General features: G+C 64.9%; 13 protein-coding genes. 8 read left to right on the forward strand and 5 right to left on the reverse strand.

Annotated elements, in window-relative coordinates; genetic code table 11:
- Positions 1–584 precede the first annotated feature (584 nt).
- Both JQ586_RS21340 and JQ586_RS21345 read right to left on the reverse strand, forming a co-directional pair.
- Positions 585–1,211, reverse strand: coding sequence for a LysE family translocator (locus JQ586_RS21340; protein ID WP_212396582.1), 627 nt, complete (start codon positions 1,209–1,211; stop codon positions 585–587).
- 4 nt (positions 1,212–1,215) lie between these two features.
- Complete coding sequence (locus tag JQ586_RS21345; protein WP_212396693.1) at positions 1,216–1,842, reverse strand: FMN-binding negative transcriptional regulator; 627 nt, start codon at positions 1,840–1,842, stop codon at positions 1,216–1,218.
- A gap of 85 nt (positions 1,843–1,927) precedes the next feature.
- Here JQ586_RS21345 and JQ586_RS21350 point away from each other — a divergent pair, with 85 nt between their 5' ends.
- The 6 genes from JQ586_RS21350 to coaA all read left to right on the forward strand — a co-directional run bounded on the left by JQ586_RS21350 (position 1,928) and on the right by coaA (position 8,511).
- Positions 1,928–3,466: a PLP-dependent aminotransferase family protein gene (locus JQ586_RS21350; RefSeq protein WP_212396583.1), complete on the forward strand. Its 1,539-nt coding sequence runs from the start codon at positions 1,928–1,930 to the stop codon at positions 3,464–3,466.
- 106 nt (positions 3,467–3,572) lie between these two features.
- A complete protein-coding gene (locus JQ586_RS21355; protein WP_212396584.1) occupies positions 3,573–5,114 on the forward strand; it encodes a bifunctional diguanylate cyclase/phosphodiesterase in 1,542 nt (513 codons plus the stop codon).
- Complete coding sequence (locus JQ586_RS21360) at positions 5,111–5,953, forward strand: hypothetical protein (RefSeq protein WP_212396585.1); 843 nt, start codon at positions 5,111–5,113, stop codon at positions 5,951–5,953. Before JQ586_RS21355 ends, JQ586_RS21360 begins: the two co-directional genes overlap by 4 nt.
- 233 nt (positions 5,954–6,186) lie before the next feature.
- Positions 6,187–6,480: a putative quinol monooxygenase gene (locus JQ586_RS21365; RefSeq protein ID WP_212396586.1), complete on the forward strand. Its 294-nt coding sequence runs from the start codon at positions 6,187–6,189 to the stop codon at positions 6,478–6,480.
- A 67-nt stretch (positions 6,481–6,547) separates the two neighbouring features.
- Positions 6,548–7,576 (forward strand): alpha/beta hydrolase, encoded by a 1,029-nt coding sequence (locus tag JQ586_RS21370; RefSeq protein WP_212396587.1) that lies wholly within the window; start codon positions 6,548–6,550, stop codon positions 7,574–7,576.
- 5 nt (positions 7,577–7,581) lie between these two features.
- Positions 7,582–8,511, forward strand: a complete 930-nt coding sequence (gene coaA / locus JQ586_RS21375) for a type I pantothenate kinase (RefSeq protein WP_212396588.1) — start codon at positions 7,582–7,584, stop codon at positions 8,509–8,511.
- Between the two features lie 45 nt (positions 8,512–8,556).
- Here coaA and JQ586_RS21380 read toward each other — a convergent pair whose 3' ends face one another.
- Both JQ586_RS21380 and JQ586_RS21385 read right to left on the reverse strand, forming a co-directional pair.
- Positions 8,557–9,069 (reverse strand): DUF1465 family protein, encoded by a 513-nt coding sequence (locus JQ586_RS21380; protein ID WP_212396589.1) that lies wholly within the window; start codon positions 9,067–9,069, stop codon positions 8,557–8,559.
- Between the two features lie 381 nt (positions 9,070–9,450).
- Entirely contained in the window at positions 9,451–9,642 is a 192-nt protein-coding gene (locus tag JQ586_RS21385; RefSeq protein WP_212396590.1) for a DUF1192 domain-containing protein, read from the reverse strand.
- 159 nt (positions 9,643–9,801) lie between these two features.
- Here JQ586_RS21385 and JQ586_RS21390 point away from each other — a divergent pair, with 159 nt between their 5' ends.
- Positions 9,802–10,797 carry an NAD(P)H-quinone oxidoreductase gene (locus tag JQ586_RS21390; protein WP_212396591.1) on the forward strand — a complete coding sequence of 332 codons (996 nt, stop codon included), beginning with the start codon at positions 9,802–9,804 and terminating at the stop codon, positions 10,795–10,797.
- Between the two features lie 120 nt (positions 10,798–10,917).
- Entirely contained in the window at positions 10,918–13,794 is a 2,877-nt protein-coding gene (locus tag JQ586_RS21395) for an EAL domain-containing protein (RefSeq protein ID WP_212396592.1), read from the forward strand.
- Here JQ586_RS21395 and JQ586_RS21400 read toward each other — a convergent pair.
- Positions 13,791–14,054: a hypothetical protein gene (locus JQ586_RS21400; protein ID WP_212396593.1), complete on the reverse strand. Its 264-nt coding sequence runs from the start codon at positions 14,052–14,054 to the stop codon at positions 13,791–13,793. The two genes, JQ586_RS21395 and JQ586_RS21400, sit on opposite strands and share 4 nt — an antisense overlap.
- Positions 14,055–14,070: the final 16 nt, after the last annotated feature.

Below are 14,070 nucleotides of genomic sequence, written 5' to 3' on the forward strand. Positions count from 1 at the left end.
ACAAACCGGCTTTCCCTGCGCGATGGGTTACGGCTTATACGTGCTCGCCCCGGCGAGACTGGGCTCTTTTGTCACCGTCTCGCGAAGATGCTTTCGCATCTCGCGGGAGACACCTGCCACTAGGGCGTCAGGCCTGCACGATTTCGCCGTCCGCTTCATGCGCTCTCGTCAGTCACGCACGCAACGTCCACCGCATCCCACCACCACGTTCGTGACGATCGCGAGCGCCCCTCGAGCGGGTGAGACGGGAAATTCTATACACTGATTTGGCATACTGATAAACCGAAATATTTTTGCAATCGAGGCTTGCGCCGTCGGGCAAATCAATGATTGGCGCGTGAGGGACGGAGGATGGAAGGGTTCCCTCCCCCCTTGCGGGGGAGGGTTAGGGAGAGGGGTGCCACACGACGGGCTCTCTTCGCGTCTGTCGCCGCGATGTACGAAGGAAATTGCGAGAGCGCGACCACCATAATCATCTCGCCCGAGGCCACCCCTCTCCCCACCCTCCCCCGCAAGGGGGGGAGAGAGCCTGAAGAGCGTGCTCACCTCACGTCGAGCGTTGCACGATCTAGCTGTGTTCCAGGCTACCGATCCTGAAACGCCAGCCGCGCGCCAAGCACGATCAGGATACTCCCCCCGATCCGCTGCATGATGCGTTGTGACCTCTGCGATTTCTGCAGCCTCCCCATCACCGCGCTTGCGAACATCACGCAAACGATATCGACCAGCGAAAAGCTCAAATTGACTGTTGTGCCGAGCAGGACGAGTTGGGTCCAGACCGGCCAACTTGCCGACGCATCGACGAACTGCGGCAGGAAGGCCAGGAAGAAGATCGCGGTCTTCGGGTTGAGCACCTCGACCACGATGCTTTGCACGAAGGCGCGCCGCGCCGACACCGGCTCAAGCCGAGGCCGCTCCACGCCGTCGCGATCACGAAACAGCGACAGCCCGAGCCAGACCAGATAGGCCGCGCCCGCGAGCTTCATCGCCATGAACAGGGGCGGCACCGCATGGAACAGGATCGCGAGGCCGGCGGCCGCGGCCGTCACATGCACGTAGCCGCCGAGGTGCAGGCCGAGCGAGGCCATCAGTCCCGCGCTCCTTCCGCCCGCGAGCGTGCGGGCGGCGGCGTAGAGCATCGCGGGGCCGGGGATCAGCGCGAAGGTCGCGGTCGTGATCGCGAAGGCAAGGTACAATTCCATTGCAGGCAATCGCTTACTGCGTCGGGATCATCGCAGCGACCTCGCGATCGACCGGATCGTCGCTGGCGCCGAGGCCCGCGATGACGCCGGCGCGATCCTCGAGCTTGCGGTTCTGGCTCATCTTCCGCTTCGCATCTATCCGCGTGACCGGCATCCGAAGGCCGACGATGCCGCGCAGCTGCGCTCTGATGAAATCATCAGGCGCATCGCTGACCTGCCAGCGTTCCCTGCGCGAACTCTCATGCAGGTTGGTGAGCCGCGTCACGATGTCGAGCAGGCGATCGGCGTCCTCGAAGAACTCGACCTCGCCATAGGCATGCACGGCGACGTAGTTCCAGGTCGGCACGACCTTGCCGTGCTCGGCCTTGGTCACGTACCAGGACGGCGTCACATAGGCGTCGGGCCCGGTGAAGATCGCCATCGCCTGGCCGATTGCGGGCAGCTTCCATTGCGGGTTGGGCCGCGCGACGTGGCCGTAGAGCGTGCCGAACTCGCCCTCGCTCTCGCTCAGGATCATGGGCAGCGGCGTTCCGACCAGCCCATCCGCGGTCGCGGTGACCAGCGTCGCCAGCCGTGACGCACGCATCGCGGCGTGGATCGCGCCGAGTTCGTCCATCTTGAAGTGCGGCGGCAGATACATGGCAAACCTCATCTTTACTGCTCGCAATATAGCACGAAAGTGGTCTAGGATAAGGACCACTTCCTGGCATCCTGACTGAACCACTATGCCGCGTCCGCGCGCCACCATCAGCATCCCCTCACTCGGCGCGGTCGACCCCGCCGCCGGACAGGTCGGGCGCCAGATTGCCGGGGCATTGCGCGTCGCGATCAGCGGCAACGAGCTAAAGCCCGGCGAGCTGCTGCCGTCGACGCGTGCGCTCTCGGCCTCGCTCGGCGTGGCCCGCGGCACGGTGGTGGAGGCTTTCGAGCAGTTGCAGGCCGAGGGCTATCTGCAATCCGAGGTCGGCGCCGGTACGCGGGTCGCCGCGACGCTCGCGGACACGCCTCCGCCGGCTCGTCCGCGGCTCAACCGGAAGGCAGAAACCGCGCCGGTTCGGATGCCGGCGCGCGCCAAGCGGCTTGCCGAGGTCGCGGCCGCCTTCACTCCGATGCCGGAAGTGCCGTTCGCGATTCCCGTTCCCGGCGGCGCCGTCGCACCCGATGACAATTGGCGACGGCTCGGCAACCGGGTGCGCGCATCGCGCACGGCCGCGCCCGCGAGCTATGGCGATCCGCGAGGCCTGACGGACCTGCGCGAGGCGATCGCCGACTATGTGCGCAAGTCCCGCGGCGTGCATTGCGCAGCTGAAGAGGTCGTGATCACGGCCGGCACGCAACAAGGCCTCTATCTTGCCGGCCGCGTGCTGCTGGCGCGCGGCGATCATGTCTGGGCCGAAGACCCAGCCTATCCCGGCATGACCGCGGTGCTCGACGATCTCGAGGTCGTGACGACGCGTGTCCCTGTCGATGCGCAGGGCATCGATGTCGATGCCGGCATCGCGGTTTGCCCGCAGGCCGCTGCGGCCTTCGTGACGCCGTCGCATCAGTATCCGCTGGGCATGCCGATGAGCATGGCGCGCCGCAAGGCGCTGGTCGGCTGGGCGCAGCGCCGCAACGCCTGGATCGTCGAGGACGATTACGACAGCGAGCTGCGCTATGCGGGCCATCCCTTCCCGTCGCTGCAAGGCCTCGACCCGTCGCGCGTGATCTACCTGGGTACGCTGAGCAAGGTGCTGTTTCCCTCGCTGCGGCTCGGCTATGTCGTGGCACCCGCACCATTGGTCGATGCCTTCGCCGGCGCCCGCGCCCTGCTCGACCGTCATTCACCGACCGCCGACCAGCATGTGCTGGCGGCCTATATGCGCGAGGGCCTGTTCGAGGCGCATATCAGGCGCATCCGCGGCGTCTACGCCGCGCGCCGCGCGACGCTGATCACAGCCCTCGAACGCCACATGCACGATGACGTCACGCTGCAACCGAGCGACCAGGGCATGCATCTGCTGCTGTGGCTGCCGAAGGGCACGGACGATGTGCAACTTGCGAAGGCGGCGCTTGTTGAAGGAATCGTCGTGCGGCCGATCTCGCCGATGTACAAGAGAGCGGCAAGGGCGGGCCTGATGCTCGGTTTCGGCGGATTTGCACCGGAGGCGCTGCAGATAGCAGCAATCCGTCTGTGCGGTATCATCAAACAGCACGGTGCACCACGATACCGGCATAGCGCGACAAGACGGACATCGGCGCCGGGCCACGAAACCCGCGATTAACTGTCTTCGTGAATAGGGCGCTCACGCCGCGCGCAGATCGCGCCATTGCAACTTCTGACAAACCCACCGTCCGTACCGTTTTCAGTCGGCTTGGAGGGTGGAGCGCATGAGCAGTCGACCGCGGAACGCACCTCGCGGTGGGGTCGAGGAGTTGAATCGCGGGTCGGCAGAAGCCGATTCGGAGATTGCGCGGCTGCGCGACACGATTGCGCAGTTGATGCACACGTCGGTGCACGACACGCTGACCGGACTCCCCAATCGCAGCTTTCTTCTCGAACGGCTCGAGCAAGAACTTGCCCGCGACGCGGCCGACGGTGCCAACATCGCAATCCTGTTTGTCGATCTCGACAACTTCAAGCTCGTCAACGATTCACTCGGCCATGGCAGTGGCGATGAAGTGCTGATCGAAATGGCGCGGCGTCTCGTCGGCTGTATTGGATCGGAAGACATCGCAAGCCGGTTCGGGGGTGACGAGATGGTCATCCTGCATTCGTGCGCGACCGGGGATTCCGGAGCAGCTCTTGGCGAGCGAATCCTTGCCGCCCTGTCCGAGCCGATTTTTGTGTCGGGCAAGGAAGTCGTGATGTCGGCAAGCGTAGGCCTTGCGCTGTGCAGGCCCGGTACGAAGTCCGCCGGGCAATTGCTGCGCGAAGCCGACACCGCCCTCTACGCGGCCAAGGGCCGGGGCCGCGCGCGGCTGGAGCAGTTCAACGACGAACTCCATGCGCGAGCCCAGAAGCGCGTGCAGATCGAGTCGGATCTGCGTGCGGCATTGCGCGCATCGCAGCTCTTTGTGGAGTATCAACCGCAAGTCCGCCTGAAGGACGGACGCGTCGTCGGGGTCGAGGCGCTGGTTCGCTGGCGACACCCCAGGCACGGTATCATCCCGCCGGGTGACTTCATTTCCGTCGCGGAGGACTGCGGCCTCATCATCAAGGTCGGGCGGCAGGTGTTGCAGGAATGCTGCCGTCAGCTTGCCGAGTGGACGAAACTGATGCCCGGTCGGACGCTCGCCATGACCGTGAATGTCTCGCCGCGCCAGATCATGGAGCCGGCTTTCGTCGGGGAGCTCCGCCAGATACTCGCCGACGCCAATATCGATCCGGCCACGTTGTGCCTGGAGCTCACCGAAAACGTCATGATGAGCGCCACTGAGGAGGTCGCGCGGCTCCTCAACGAAATCAGGCAGCTGGGAGTCTTTATCGCGATCGATGATTTCGGCACCGAACACTCGTCGCTTTCCCGGCTGCGGGATATGCCGGCCGAAGTGCTCAAGATCGACCGCAGCTTCATCGACGGCCTCAGTAGCGAACCCGGCGATACCGCAATCGTCTCATCGATCCTGAGCCTGGCCTACGCCATGGGCAAGCACACCATCGCCGAAGGCGTGGAAAAGCGGGAACAGGCGGCGATGCTGCTCCGCATGGGTTGTGAGGTTGCTCAGGGCTATTTCTTTTCGCGGCCGGTCGCAGCCGAACAGATCGTGCCGATGCTGAGCAAGGCGCTCTGGCAGCCCGATACCGGACGTGCACTGCACGCCGCGCATTTCACCGAGGAACTCGTGCGACGCGGCCATCGGTACTTCATCGACGAATTCCTCGATCACATCGGCGCCCCAATGGGGACCAAGACGGCAGCTTCACGATGATGTCTTTTGTCATAGGTCTCAGCAATCTGGGGGTCGGGCTTGCCTATGCAGGCCTGGGCTTGCTGGCGGTTTGGGAAACGATCACCCTGCACGACTATCGGGGCTGGTCGCGCTTCGGCCTCGGGTTCGCAATGATGGCGGCAAGCTGCGGTCCGCATCACCTGGTGCATGGCTGGGACGTGCTTCAGGGCGCGAGCATTTCCTTGCCGATGCTGGCTGTCACCCTGATCGGGATGCCGGCGGGGCTCACTTTCGTTTGGCTGCGCCTTGAGACGATGTGGGGCGGCCGCGGCGAGCGCCTGGTCACGGCCTCGCCGCACCGGGTGGCGCTGCTGACTGGCGCCTTCACGGTCCTGGCCGGCTGGCTGGCCGCATCGGCGTTCAACCAGTCCGAAGCCAGCCTGCCGTTCCAGTTTCTATGCACGTCGACAGGGCCTGTCAGTCGCACTGCGGCGCCGGAGACCGGGATCGACTTTGTCTCGGTCTCGTTCCTTGCCAATGTGTTCGTGACCATCACCTACGGCATGGTTGGCTTTTACCTTGCTGATCACCAGGTGCGCCGTCACATCGTCACCGGTGCCTGGTCGCTGTCGGGCTTGGCTTTGACGGGCGTATTCTTCACCTGTGCCCAGATGCACCTCATTGATGCCACGACGGTCGGCAGCGGCCCCATGCTTGTCTTCGACCTGATAGGCGTTCCCGCTTCGATTTACTTCCTGTGGGTCGTCAAGCAGGTGCACAGTGACGCGGTCCTGGACTGGAACCGTCGTCCGCTGGTCGGCACCGCGGCCGCGCCGGCGCGCCCTTCGCCATGGAGCGGAGCGAGCGCGCAGCATTGATCGGCACGAGAGTTACCAAAGGATCATCGAGCGAGCGCGCCATGATGATGGTGCGTTCATCGCCATAGCGCACGCAGGATGGCCGCGCTGATCTCGTCAGCGCCGGCTTCCAGCGCGGAGCTCACCCCGCCCCGCAAAATCGGGCGAGACTACCCATACCGGACATTGGCCAATCCGGACGCACCCCCATATGGTGCTGACGAGCATGACGGCGCGTTCGCAGGGAGGGGTCAATGGCCAAGCTGGCAATCGTGGCGACCATCAAGACGGTGCCGGGCAAGCGGGACGAGTATCTGAAGCATTTGCGGGCGCATCGCCACCGTTGCCTCACGGGCGAACCGGGGACGCTCTCCTTCGAGATATTGGTACCAAGGGAGGAAGCGGACACGCTTCTGCTTTACGAGGTCTATGCGAGCGATGACGCATTCCAGACCCACTGGACGGGCGCGTCGATCCAGCAGATGAGGCAGGATGCGGGCGGCCTGCAGGTCAGCATTTCCGGCGTACGCTCTGACCTGATCGAATAATCGCAAGGCGTGAAAGCCTCGCGACGATGTCGCCGTCATTGCGCGCCACAAACCGGGGATATCAGCAATGCCGTTTCCCATCACCGAGCATGTTGCGAAAACAGACCGGCACACGACGGCCCATCTTGCCTGCGGCGCCGCCGACGCTCCCTTGATCATCTTCACACATGGGTGGCCCGAGCTGTCGCTCAGCTGGCGTCACCAGTTGCCGGTGTTCGCCGGGCTGGGATTCCGTTGCGTGGCGCCCGACATGCGCGGCTACGGCAGGTCCAGCGTCTATCCGCAGCATGCGGATTATGCGGTCGAGAACAGCGTGCGCGACATGATCGAGCTCTTGGACTCGCTGGGGCGAGAGAAGGCCGTGTGGGTGGGACACGACTGGGGCAGCCCGGTGGTCTGGGCGATCGCCAGCCACCATCCGGACCGCTGCCACGGCGTTGCCAGCCTGTGCATTCCCTATATGCCCGAGGGATTCGCGCCGAGAAATCTCGTCCCGCTGGTAGATCGGGCGCTCTATCCGGAAGCCGAATTCCCGGCAGGCCAGTGGGAGTATCAGCTGTTCTACGAGGAGAATTTCCCGGCCGCATGTGCCGCGTTCGACGCCAATCCGCGCAACACCGTGAAGGCGCTGTTCCGAAAGGGTGACGCGGCCGGACGCGGCCAGCCGGTGCGCACCGCGCTGATCCGCAAGAACGGGGGATGGTTTGGCGGCGCGGGCAAAGCCCCTGACGTGCCGATGGAATCCGCCGTCCTCACCGAGCAGGACCTTGCCGCATACGCGGCGGCGCTGGAACGCAACGGCTTCTTCGGTCCGGACTCCTGGTACATGAACCACGACCGCAACATCGCCTACGCCGCAAAGGCGGCCAATGGCGGCCGGCTGAACCTGCCCGTGCTGTTCCTGCATGCGGCCTACGACTTCGTTTGCGACACCACGGGCTCCCGGCTCGCCGAACCGATGCGCGAATCCTGCGCTGATCTCACCGAGGCGGTGGTTCAGTCCGGCCATTGGATGGCGCAGGAATGCCCCGTCGCCGTGAACGCGGCCCTGGCGAAGTGGCTGGCCGTCAAATTGGCCAATGTCTGGACATCGTGACGAGAATGCCGCCCGACGAGCTGTCCGCATACACGACCTACGGCCGGAGCGATTGGGCGGCGTTGCGCTCGAATACATCGCCGACCTTGTCCGATGCCGATCTGTCTGCGCTTCGCGGCCTGCATGAACCGATCGATGCCGACGAAGTGGCCGACGTGTATCTGCCGCTCACCCGCCTGCTGAATCTGCATTTCGGGGCGGCGCGCAACCTGATGCAGGTCAAGGCGGAATTTCTCGGCCGGCAGGCGCGCCCCTCGCCCTACATCATCGCGCTGGCGGGAAGCGTCGGCGTCGGCAAGAGCACCTTTGCGCGCGTGCTGTGCGCGCTGCTGGCCAGTTCACCGGACCATCTCCGGGTCGAGCTGGTCACGACCGACGGCTTCCTGCATTCCAACTCGGTGCTGGAAGAGCGCGGGCTGATGCGGCGCAAGGGTTTTCCGGACAGCTACGACCTGCCGCGGATGTTGCGTTTCCTCGCGGCGGCAAGGGCTGGTAACGGCGACCTCGAGCTTCCCGTATACTCACACCTGATCGGCGATATCGTGGCGTCGGAACGCCAGATCGTCCGGCAACCGGACATCCTGATGTTCGAGGGCCTCAATGTGCTGCAGGCACGCGGCACGGAGCCCGCGGTGGTCTCGGACTTCTTCGACTTTTCGATCTATCTCGATGCCGACGAGGCCGACATCCAGTCCTGGTATGTCGAACGCTTTCTCGGGCTGCAGCGAACCGCGTTCCGAAACCCCGCGTCCTACTTCCACCATTACAAGGACCTGCCGTCGCAAGACGCGCGCGAAGTTGCCGACCGCTTGTGGCGCGAGCATCACCGCGCCAACCTCAGGCAGAACATTCAGCCGACGCGGACGCGGGCCGACGTGGTGCTGCGCAAGCGCTCCGACCATTCGATCGGCGAAGTCTGGTTGCGGGACACATGAGGCCGGGTCGCGTCGGGCACGCGGCAGAGATGACGCGATCCGCGCTTACTGCTCGAACGCCGCCTTCAGGCGGTTGAGCTGCGGCACCAGCGGATTGCCGATCGCGGAACGGTCGGGCGCCGGCGCATGGATCGTGGTGTCGAGCCGGCGCACGCGGGCCTGCAGATCCATCGAGCGGGCGATCAGGTCCTGCAATTGCTGCGGCAGCTTCGCGATCATGTCGGTCGGGCCGGGATCGGCGGCCGACAGCTTGACCTTGGTCTTCTCGCGATTGGCCTGGGTCAGCGTCATCTCGCCTTCCTTGACCGCACGATGCAGCAGCAGCCATGAGGCCAGTTGCATCAGCCGTGTGGTCAGGCGCATGCTTTCGGTGGCATAGGTCAGGCTCACTGAACGTTCGAGCGCCTTGGCTTCAGCGCGACCGTCGCCGTCGAGATAGGCAGCGGTCTGCTCGACCAGGTCCATCCCTTCGCGGAACAACACGCCGAATGCCGCGGAGTTGGTCAGCCGTTCACTGAACAGCACGAGACCGGATTCGCTTTGCGAACGATCCGCCATGGTTAACGCCCTCACACCAACCTAACGCCCGCCGGCATCTCACGCACCGGCTTATGATGAACAAATCATTGCGCGAGCGTGGCCAAGAGTCCAGCCGCAACCCGATTTATGGTTTCCAGCTGATAGGACGCACAAAAAAGAGCCGCCGTTTCCGGCGGCTTTTGAAGTTGATAACAGGGAGGCGTCAAACAGAGTGGACAGGAGCCACTCGGTGTCCAAACGAGGACAATGCAGTCATAATCGAGAAAGCTTAACCGACCGTAAACGAGCGATCTTCTTTAAGCTTTGTTTGCCATGTCGGCCATTGACCGAGTTTGGCACAGCGCGAGGTCGCGAGTCGTCCCGACCTTCAACGGGACGACATGATGTGAGATCGCCGGCTTACGACTTGAAGAAGGCGTTCGCGGCGTCCTTCGACGCGCGCTTCTTCGTCATCGCCTCCTTCAGGCGATCGACCTCGGTGCTGAGCAGCGCGATGCGTTCGGTCAATTCCTCGACCGACAACAGCGAGAGATCCTGTCCGATCTCGTGGCTGATCTTCTTGCGCGGGCGGTCGTCTTCCTCGATTCCCATGCGTCCTCCCGGCGGTCGAATGTGGCGGCCCGGCCATTTTGCCACGCAGGCACTGTCGGCCGCAATCTCGCGACGCGGACCGGATTCAACGGCGTTCCACTCCGGCGGAAAAGGCGATATGCCATCCGCCAAACCCCTTATCCCCACCAAGGACGCACCATGCCAGTCCCATCGCAAATGACCGTCGTCGCCATCAGCAAGCCGGGTGGCCCGGAGGTCCTGGTGCCGGAGACCCGCGCGGTCCCCGTGCCAAAAGCAGGCGAAATCCTGGTCAAGGTCGCGGCCGCCGGCGTCAACCGCCCCGATGTCGCCCAGCGATCCGGCTCCTATCCGCCGCCGCCCGGCGCGAGCGACCTGCCCGGCCTCGAGATCGCAGGCGAGGTGGTGGCGCTCGGCGAGGGCGCTGTGCACAAGATCGGCGACAAGGTGATGTCGCTGGTCGCCGGCGGCGGCTATGCGCAATATTGCATCGCGCAGGATGCGCAGGCGATGACCGTGCCGCCGGCGCTCACGATGCAGGAAGCCGGCGCCATTCCGGAAACCCTGATGACGGTGTGGCACAACGTGTTCGAGCGCGGCGGCCTGAAGGCCGGCGAGACACTCCTGATCCATGGCGGCTCGTCGGGCATCGGCACGATGGCGATCCAGCTTGCGAAAGCGTTCGGCGCAAAGGTGTTCGTCACCGTCGGCTCGCAGGACAAGGCCAGTGCATGCCTCAAGCTCGGCGCCGATCACGCCGTCAACTACAGGAGCGAGGACTTCGTCGATGCGGTGAAGAAACTCACCGGCGGCGCCGGGGTCAACGTCATCCTCGACATGGTCGGCGGCGACTACATCGAGCGGAACTACGAGGCCGCCGCCGTCGAGGGCCGCATCGTCCAGATCGCGTTCCTGTCGGGAACGCCGAAGGCGTCGGCCAATTTCGCCAAGCTGATGGTCAAGCGGCTGCATCACACCGGCTCGACCCTGCGCCCCCGTAGTAATGCGGACAAGGCGGCGATGGTCGCGGCGATCGAGGCCAAAGTGATGCCGCTCTTGCGCGAAGGCCGCATCAAGCCGCTGATGGACAGCACTTTCCCGCTGGAAAAGGCTGCCGACGCACATCGGCGCATGGAGACCAGCGAACATATTGGCAAAATTGTGTTGGTCATCTGACGATCGCTGCACAAGCGAAGGCGGAAACCCTTTGATTCCCTTCGCTTTCGTGTCATTTATCGCGGCCATGCCGGGCTGATTGCCGGGCCCGGAACAAGTATCGATCGCGGAGTACTGACATTGCGTCTGATCAGGTGCCTTGCGCTGCTGGCGCTGGGTCTCATGATTTTTGCCGCTGCGCCCGACGCGTATGCGATCGACGCCGTCAGCGTGCGCAGCGATGCGCCGGCGATCGACCTCACCGCGGTGCTCGACCATCAGCGCAGCGAAGGCGACCGCATCCAGGTCTCCACTGCGCCCGGAACCGACGGCATCGTGCGCCGCATCGAGGTCCGCGCCCGCGAGGGTGGCACGAACTGGGTGGTGTTCGCGCTCGCCAACAACACCGATGACCAGCTCGACCGCCTGATCGTTGCGCCGCACTATCGCATTGTCTCGTCCGGCCTGTTGTGGCCCGACCTCGGCCTCTCGCGCATCGCGACCATCACGCCTTCGGTCGGCGACCGGCCCGAACGACAGGAAAGCCCGACCGCCGACGTGTTCCGCATCACGCTCGATCCCGGCGCGGTCGTCACCTATGTCGCGGAGCTGCGCACCGACAAGCTGCCGCAGCTGTATCTGTGGGAACCCGACGCCTACAAGGACAAGGTGAACTCGTTCACGCTCTACCAGGGCATCGTGATCGGCATCTCCGGCCTGCTCGCGCTGGTGCTGACGATTCTGTTCGTGGTGAAGGGAAGCATCATGTTCCCGGCCGCCGCGGCGCTGGCCTGGGCGGTGCTGGTCTATATCGGTGTCGACTTCGGCTTCTGGGGCAAGGTGCTCGACATGTCGAACAACGCCGAGCGCGTCTGGCGCGCGGCGGGCGAGGCGATCCTCGCGGCAACGCTGCTGGTGTTCCTGTTCGCCTATCTGAACTTGAGCCGCTGGCATGTGCGCTACTCGCACATCACGATCGGCTGGCTCGCCTTCCTCGGCTCGCTGGTGGCGCTGGCGCTGTTCGATCCGGCCGTGGCCTCCGGCATCGCGCGCATGTCGCTGGTCATGATCGCCTTCGCCGGCTTCGCGCTGATCGTCTATCTCTCGACCCACGGCTTCGACCGCGCGGTGCTGCTGATCCCGACCTGGTTCCTGCTGGTGGTCTGGGTCATCGCGGCCGGCATGACGGTGGCGGGCTCGGTCACCAACGACATCGTCGGCCCTGCCCTGCTCGGCGGCCTCGTGCTGATCGTGATGCTGATCGGGTTCACGGTGATGCAGCACGCCTTCGCCGGCGGCGGTGCCACCACCGGCGTCGTCTCCGACGTCGAGCGCCGCGCGCTGGCGCTGACCGGTTCGGGCGATCTGATCTGGGACTGGGACGTCTCGGCCGACAAGGTGTTCACCAGCCCCGAGACCGAAGCCCTGCTCGGGCTCAAGCGCGGCACGCTCGAAGGCCCTGCCGCGAAGTGGCTCGAGGTGCTGCATCCGCTCGACCAGGACCGCTTCCGCGCCGCGCTCGACAGCGTGCTCGACCAGCGCCGCGGCCGCCTGATGCAGGACTTCCGCCTGCGCACGCCTGACGGCCATTTCATGTGGTTCGCGCTGAAGGCGCGCCCCGTGGTCGGCTCCGACGGCGAAGTCTCGCGCGTGGTCGGCACGCTCACCGACGTCACCGAGACCAAGAACGCCGAAGAGCGGATGCTTCATGATTCCGTGCACGACAATCTGACCGGCCTGCCCAACCGCAGGCTGTTCATGGATCGCCTCGGCGCAGTCGCAAACCTCGCCAAGTCCGTTCCGACCCTGCGGCCGGCCTTGATGGTGATCGACCTCGATCGCTTCAAGCAGGTCAACGACTCCGTCGGGATCGCGGTCGGCGATTCCATCCTGCTCACGTTGGCGCGCCGCCTGACCCGCATCCTGAAACCCCAGGACACGCTGGCGCGGCTCGCCGGCGACCAGTTCGGCCTGATCCTGCTGTCGGAGCAGGACCCGGCGCGGATCACTAATTTCGCCGAGACCATCCGCAAGACCATCCGCGCCCCGATCGCCTTCAACGACCGCGAGATCTTCCTGACCGCCTCGATCGGGCTCGCGTTGTCGGATCCGCAGTCGCCGCTGACCGACGAGATCATCAAGGACGCCGAACTTGCGATGTATCATTCCAAGCGGATCGGCGGCGACCGCATCGACGTCTACAAGTCGGCGATGCGGGCGCGGAAGACCGACCGCCTGACGCTCGAGAGCGACCTGCGCCGCGCCATCGAGCGCCAGGAGATCACGATCCTGTACCAGCCGATCGTGCGGCTCGAGGATCGCGCCATCGCCGGCTTCGAGGCCCTGGCGCGCTGGGATCATCCCAAGCTCGGCCGGATGTCGCCGTCGGAGTTCATCTCGGTCGCCGAGGAGATCGGCCTGATCGTCGATCTCGGCATGTTCGTGATGGACCAGACCGCCCGCCAGCTTGCGGTATGGCAGCGCGCGATGCGGGCGCGCGAGCCGATCTTCGCCTCCGTCAACGTCTCGTCGCGGCAATTGCTGCGCCACGATCTGATCCACGACATCAGGACCGTGCTGTCGCGCTCAACGGTGGCGCGCGGCACGCTCAAGCTGGAATTGACGGAATCGCTCGTCATGGAGAACCCGGAGCACGCGGCCCAGATGCTGGCGCGGATCCGCGAGCTCGGCACCGGCCTGTCGCTGGACGATTTCGGCACCGGCCATTCCTCGCTGTCCTATCTGCAGCGCTTCCCGTTCGACACCATCAAGATCGACCAGTCGTTCGTCCGCACCACCAGCCGCGGCACCCGCCCGGTGATCCTGAAATCGATCATCGCGCTGGCGCACGACCTCGGCATGGACGTGGTGGCCGAGGGCGCCGAGACGGATTCGGACGCCGTCGAGCTCTACCAGCTCGGCTGCGAATACGCCCAAGGCTTCGCCTTCGGCGAGCCGATGGACGCCGACGCCGCCACCCGGCTGCTCACCGAAGAGCGGCTCGAAGCGGCGAGTTAGTCGCCCCGCGGCCTGGGCATCCTCTTGAACTTCACGCTCGCCCCGTCGGCCTGGCGGGTCGCGATATAGCCGCCGTCGAGACAGGCCTCGCGCTGCGGCATCTTCTCCTGCGGGCTGCGCAGTGAATCCCACCACGAAGCGCGCTGCGCAGCGCGCGGCAGCGCCGCATCGATGATCTCCTCGATCTGCGCGAAGGTCAGCACGAACTCGGAGAGATGCTGCTTCTTCAGGTAGTCCCGCAGCGCGTCGTAGTCGTTCACGTTGTCCTCAAGGCTC

Source organism: Bradyrhizobium jicamae, from assembly GCF_018130215.1.
Lineage (GTDB): Bacteria > Pseudomonadota > Alphaproteobacteria > Rhizobiales > Xanthobacteraceae > Bradyrhizobium > Bradyrhizobium jicamae_A.

Coding starts and splice junctions, on each gene's coding strand:
- JQ586_RS21345 (WP_212396693.1), bottom strand. CDS start 1,842: ATGTATCTGCCGCCGCACTTCAAGATGGACGAACTCGGCGCGATCCAC.
- JQ586_RS21350 (WP_212396583.1), top strand. CDS start 1,928: ATGCCGCGTCCGCGCGCCACCATCAGCATCCCCTCACTCGGCGCGGTC.
- JQ586_RS21355 (WP_212396584.1), top strand. CDS start 3,573: ATGAGCAGTCGACCGCGGAACGCACCTCGCGGTGGGGTCGAGGAGTTG.
- JQ586_RS21360 (WP_212396585.1), top strand. CDS start 5,111: ATGATGTCTTTTGTCATAGGTCTCAGCAATCTGGGGGTCGGGCTTGCC.
- JQ586_RS21365 (WP_212396586.1), top strand. CDS start 6,187: ATGGCCAAGCTGGCAATCGTGGCGACCATCAAGACGGTGCCGGGCAAG.
- JQ586_RS21370 (WP_212396587.1), top strand. CDS start 6,548: ATGCCGTTTCCCATCACCGAGCATGTTGCGAAAACAGACCGGCACACG.
- coaA (WP_212396588.1), top strand. CDS start 7,582: ATGCCGCCCGACGAGCTGTCCGCATACACGACCTACGGCCGGAGCGAT.
- JQ586_RS21380 (WP_212396589.1), bottom strand. CDS start 9,069: ATGGCGGATCGTTCGCAAAGCGAATCCGGTCTCGTGCTGTTCAGTGAA.
- JQ586_RS21385 (WP_212396590.1), bottom strand. CDS start 9,642: ATGGGAATCGAGGAAGACGACCGCCCGCGCAAGAAGATCAGCCACGAG.
- JQ586_RS21390 (WP_212396591.1), top strand. CDS start 9,802: ATGCCAGTCCCATCGCAAATGACCGTCGTCGCCATCAGCAAGCCGGGT.